4 protein-coding genes are annotated in these 3303 nt (G+C 55.2%); 3 read left to right on the plus strand and 1 reads right to left on the minus strand.

Going from position 1 to position 3303, the window contains the following annotated elements:
* Window positions 1-152: 152 nt before the first annotated feature.
* Window positions 153-455: a hypothetical protein gene (locus PHD44_RS12495; protein WP_300192211.1), complete on the minus strand. Its 303-nt coding sequence runs from the start codon at window positions 453-455 to the stop codon at window positions 153-155.
* Window positions 456-535: 80 nt separating this feature from the next.
* On the opposite strand from PHD44_RS12495, the gene PHD44_RS12500 reads away from it, so the two are divergent.
* From PHD44_RS12500 to PHD44_RS12510, 3 genes are all read left to right on the plus strand, one after another.
* Window positions 536-1519: an ABC transporter substrate-binding protein gene (locus tag PHD44_RS12500; RefSeq protein ID WP_300192212.1), complete on the plus strand. Its 984-nt coding sequence runs from the start codon at window positions 536-538 to the stop codon at window positions 1517-1519.
* Window positions 1520-1552: 33 nt separating this feature from the next.
* Window positions 1553-2524, plus strand: a complete 972-nt coding sequence (locus tag PHD44_RS12505; protein WP_300192213.1) for an ABC transporter permease — start codon at window positions 1553-1555, stop codon at window positions 2522-2524.
* A 29-nt stretch (window positions 2525-2553) separates the two neighbouring features.
* A partial coding sequence (locus tag PHD44_RS12510) for an ABC transporter ATP-binding protein (RefSeq protein WP_300192214.1) occupies window positions 2554-3303 on the plus strand: 750 nt, incomplete at its 3' end.

Here is a 3303-nt window from a genome sequence, read left to right on the forward strand (position 1 = left end):
TAAATCAGCTCGCTCATCGCGGTACACGCCCGCGATGGCTCTCACGAATCAAAGACTTACGTCTTTGTTCGTGTTGGGGCATCCTGCCCCAAGCGGGAAGCACTGAATAAATCAGCGCTTCCCTAAGACAAGGGGGCGTTCATTCTGATCAACTACTGAGTTCTGTCGCGCACGAAGGGTACCGGATGCCGATTCAACGGTGAACTGACGCCCGAATACTCGAAGGCCGCCTCGGCCACTTCATCAAAATTCTTTTCTGCCAAATCGTGCTGAATAGCGGCGAGTAGCCTGAAATCCGCAAGGATTTCCCTGAATTTGCCAGTTAACTTCGACTGGAGCAGGGGCTTTCGGTTCTGCACTGATTTAGATGCGATGGATTGTAATCGCGCACAAAAATGGTGCGAAAAAAGGGCGGCATTATCTGCCTGATTTTTGTTAACTATTTGAATAATCAATAATAATCTCTCTTGGCCTGCTTCATGCAATCTCGGTATTACTGTTTGTCTAAATGGTAATACCAAGAGAGAGGTGTGATATGAAGTCTGTCCTGCGTGCGGTTTCTCGAGTTGTTTTGGGTGCGGCGTTTTTAGGTAGCAGTGCACTGGCGAGTGCTGCGCCATTGACGATCGGTTACAGCGATTGGCCGGGTTGGGTTGCTTGGCAGGTGGCCATTGAAAAGAACTGGTTCAAGGATGCCGGTGTCGATGTCAAGTTCGACTGGTTTGATTATGCGCCTTCAATGGAAGCCTTTGCGGCGGGCAAACTGGATGCAGTGACCATGACCAACGGCGATGCGCTGGTTACAGGGGCGACCGGTGCCAAGAGCGTGATGATACTGATCAATGATTACAGCAATGGTAATGACATGATCGTCGGCGCGCCGGGTATTGATTCTCTCAAGGATCTCAAAGGCAAGAAGGTGGGTGTGGAGATCGGCTTTGTCGATCATCTGCTGCTGCTCAATGGCTTGCACAAGAACGGCATGACTGAAAATGATGTTCAGCTCGTGAATGTGCCGACCAACGAAACACCGCAGGTTCTGGCTTCCGGACAGGTGTCCGCGATCGGGGCCTGGCAACCCAATTCAGGTGCGGCGTTGAAGTTGGTACCCGGTTCCAAGCCGATCTATACCAGTGCCGACGCCCCCGGCCTGATCTACGACGTGCTTGCCGTTTCTCCACAGAGTCTGGCGATGCACCGCGCCGAGTGGGAAAAGGTAATCAAGGTCTGGTATCGGGTGGTCGATTACATCAACGAGCCGAAAACGCACGACGACGCGGTTCGCATCATGGCTTCGCGGGTCGGTGTTCCACCAGAGGAATATCAAGCTTTCCTGAAGGGCACCAAGATCCTGACTCTGGCAGAAGCGAAGTCGCATTTCAAAAAAGGTCCCGGCCTTGATTCGATTTACGGCTCATCCGAGATCGTGGACAAGTTCAATGTCGATAACAAGGTGTACACAGTGCCGCAGGACATCAATTCCTACATTGATCCTTCGCTGACCGATGCGCTGAAGTAATCGCGTTACTGAATGAAACGAGTCTGATTGGAGATGAGTTCAATGGCCCATTCCTCGTGGTTCTCCGTTCGCCAGCCACTGGCCCCGCGCCGACGCTTCGTGCTGTCGGTGATGAGCTTCGGTATCCCGCTGCTGATCTGGTGCCTGGTGAGTTACGTGCCCGCGGTTTGGCACCCGATGATCAAAATCACCGATCCGGGCTCGGTGTCGTACTTCAGCGACGGGATGTTGCTGAACAAGGACCTGTTCTACAAGGAACAGGATCGGCTGGAAAAAGAAGGTAAAGCGCCGCCGCAAGGCATTCCAGCCAATCCGGTCTATCTGCCGACTCCCGGTGCTGTGGCCGCGGCGTTCTACACCGCCTTCACCACGCCACCACAACGTCGGGATGAAAAATGGCTTTACCAAAGCCTGGGGGACAGCATCTCGGTGATCTTCCTCGGGTTCCTTATTTCTTCGCTCATCGCTATTCCGTTGGGCATTTTAGCGGGTACCTTCGATCTATTTTCCCGATTGACGGAACCCTTTGTTGAGTTTTTCCGCTACCTGCCGGCACCTGCGTTCGGTGCCTTGGCGGTCGCGATCCTCGGGATCAATGAAGCCCCGAAGATCGCCATCATCGTGATCGGCACGTTCTTCCAGCAAGTGCTGGTGGTGGCGAATACGACCCGGAAAATCGACACCTCGTTGCTTGAGGCCGCCATGACGCTGGGGGCCAACCGGTTGCAGCTGTTATTCCGGGTGGTAATCCCAGGGATGCTGCCGGATCTGTTCCGTGATGTGCGTGTCCTGCTGGGCTGGGCGTGGACGTATCTGATCGTGGCCGAGATGATTGGCGCGAGTTCGGGCATCACCTGGTTCATCACCCAGCAGGCCCGGTACAAGAACTTCGAGAACGTGTATGCCGCCATCATGATGATCGGGTTCATCGGTATTACGACGGATCTGCTACTTGCCTGGTTGTCCCGCCGGATTTTTCCGTGGCAGCGTGGCGCCAAGGCATGAATCAAGAACTCGCTCCGAGGGAATATCAGATGCGTGATAACGATACAAACAGCACCAATCATCTTGGCTACCTCGATCAGTCCGAGGCGGTCAAAGCGCGGTTCGAGCGGTTGAAGCAGCGGCCGGTCGTGCTGGAAGTCAAAGGGCTCGGCAAGAACTTTGATTCGTCGCAAGGGCCGGTCACGGCGCTGAAGGACATCAACTTCAAGGTGCACAAACGCGAGTTTGTGTGTGTGATCGGTCCGTCCGGCTGCGGCAAATCGACCCTGATCCGCATTCTGGCTGGCCTGGAACAGGCCAGCGGCGGCGAAGTTCTGCTCGATGGCAAGCCGGTCGAAGGCCCGGGGCCGGAGCGGGGCATGGTGTTCCAAGGCTATACCCTGTTCCCCTGGTTGACCGTGAAGAAGAACGTGATGTTCGGTTTGCAGGTTTCCGGGCGGGGTGGGCTGCCGGAACAGGAAGCGCTGCAATGGATCGATCTCGTCGGATTGAGCAAGTTTGCCAATCATTATCCGCACCAGTTATCCGGCGGCATGAAGCAACGCGTTGCGATTGCACGGGCGCTGGCCAATCAGCCACGCATCCTGCTGATGGACGAACCCTTCGGCGCGCTGGATGCCCAGACCCGTGCCCGGATGCAGTCGCACCTGATGGAAATCTGGAAAAACATCGACATCACGATCGTGTTCATTACCCACGATCTGGATGAGGCGGTGTATCTCGCCGACCGGATTCTCGTGCTGAAAGCGCATCCGGGCGAGGTTCAGGAGCTGATCGAG

It is taken from the genome of Halothiobacillus sp., from assembly GCF_028710545.1.
In the GTDB taxonomy this organism is placed as follows: domain Bacteria; phylum Pseudomonadota; class Gammaproteobacteria; order Halothiobacillales; family Halothiobacillaceae; genus Halothiobacillus.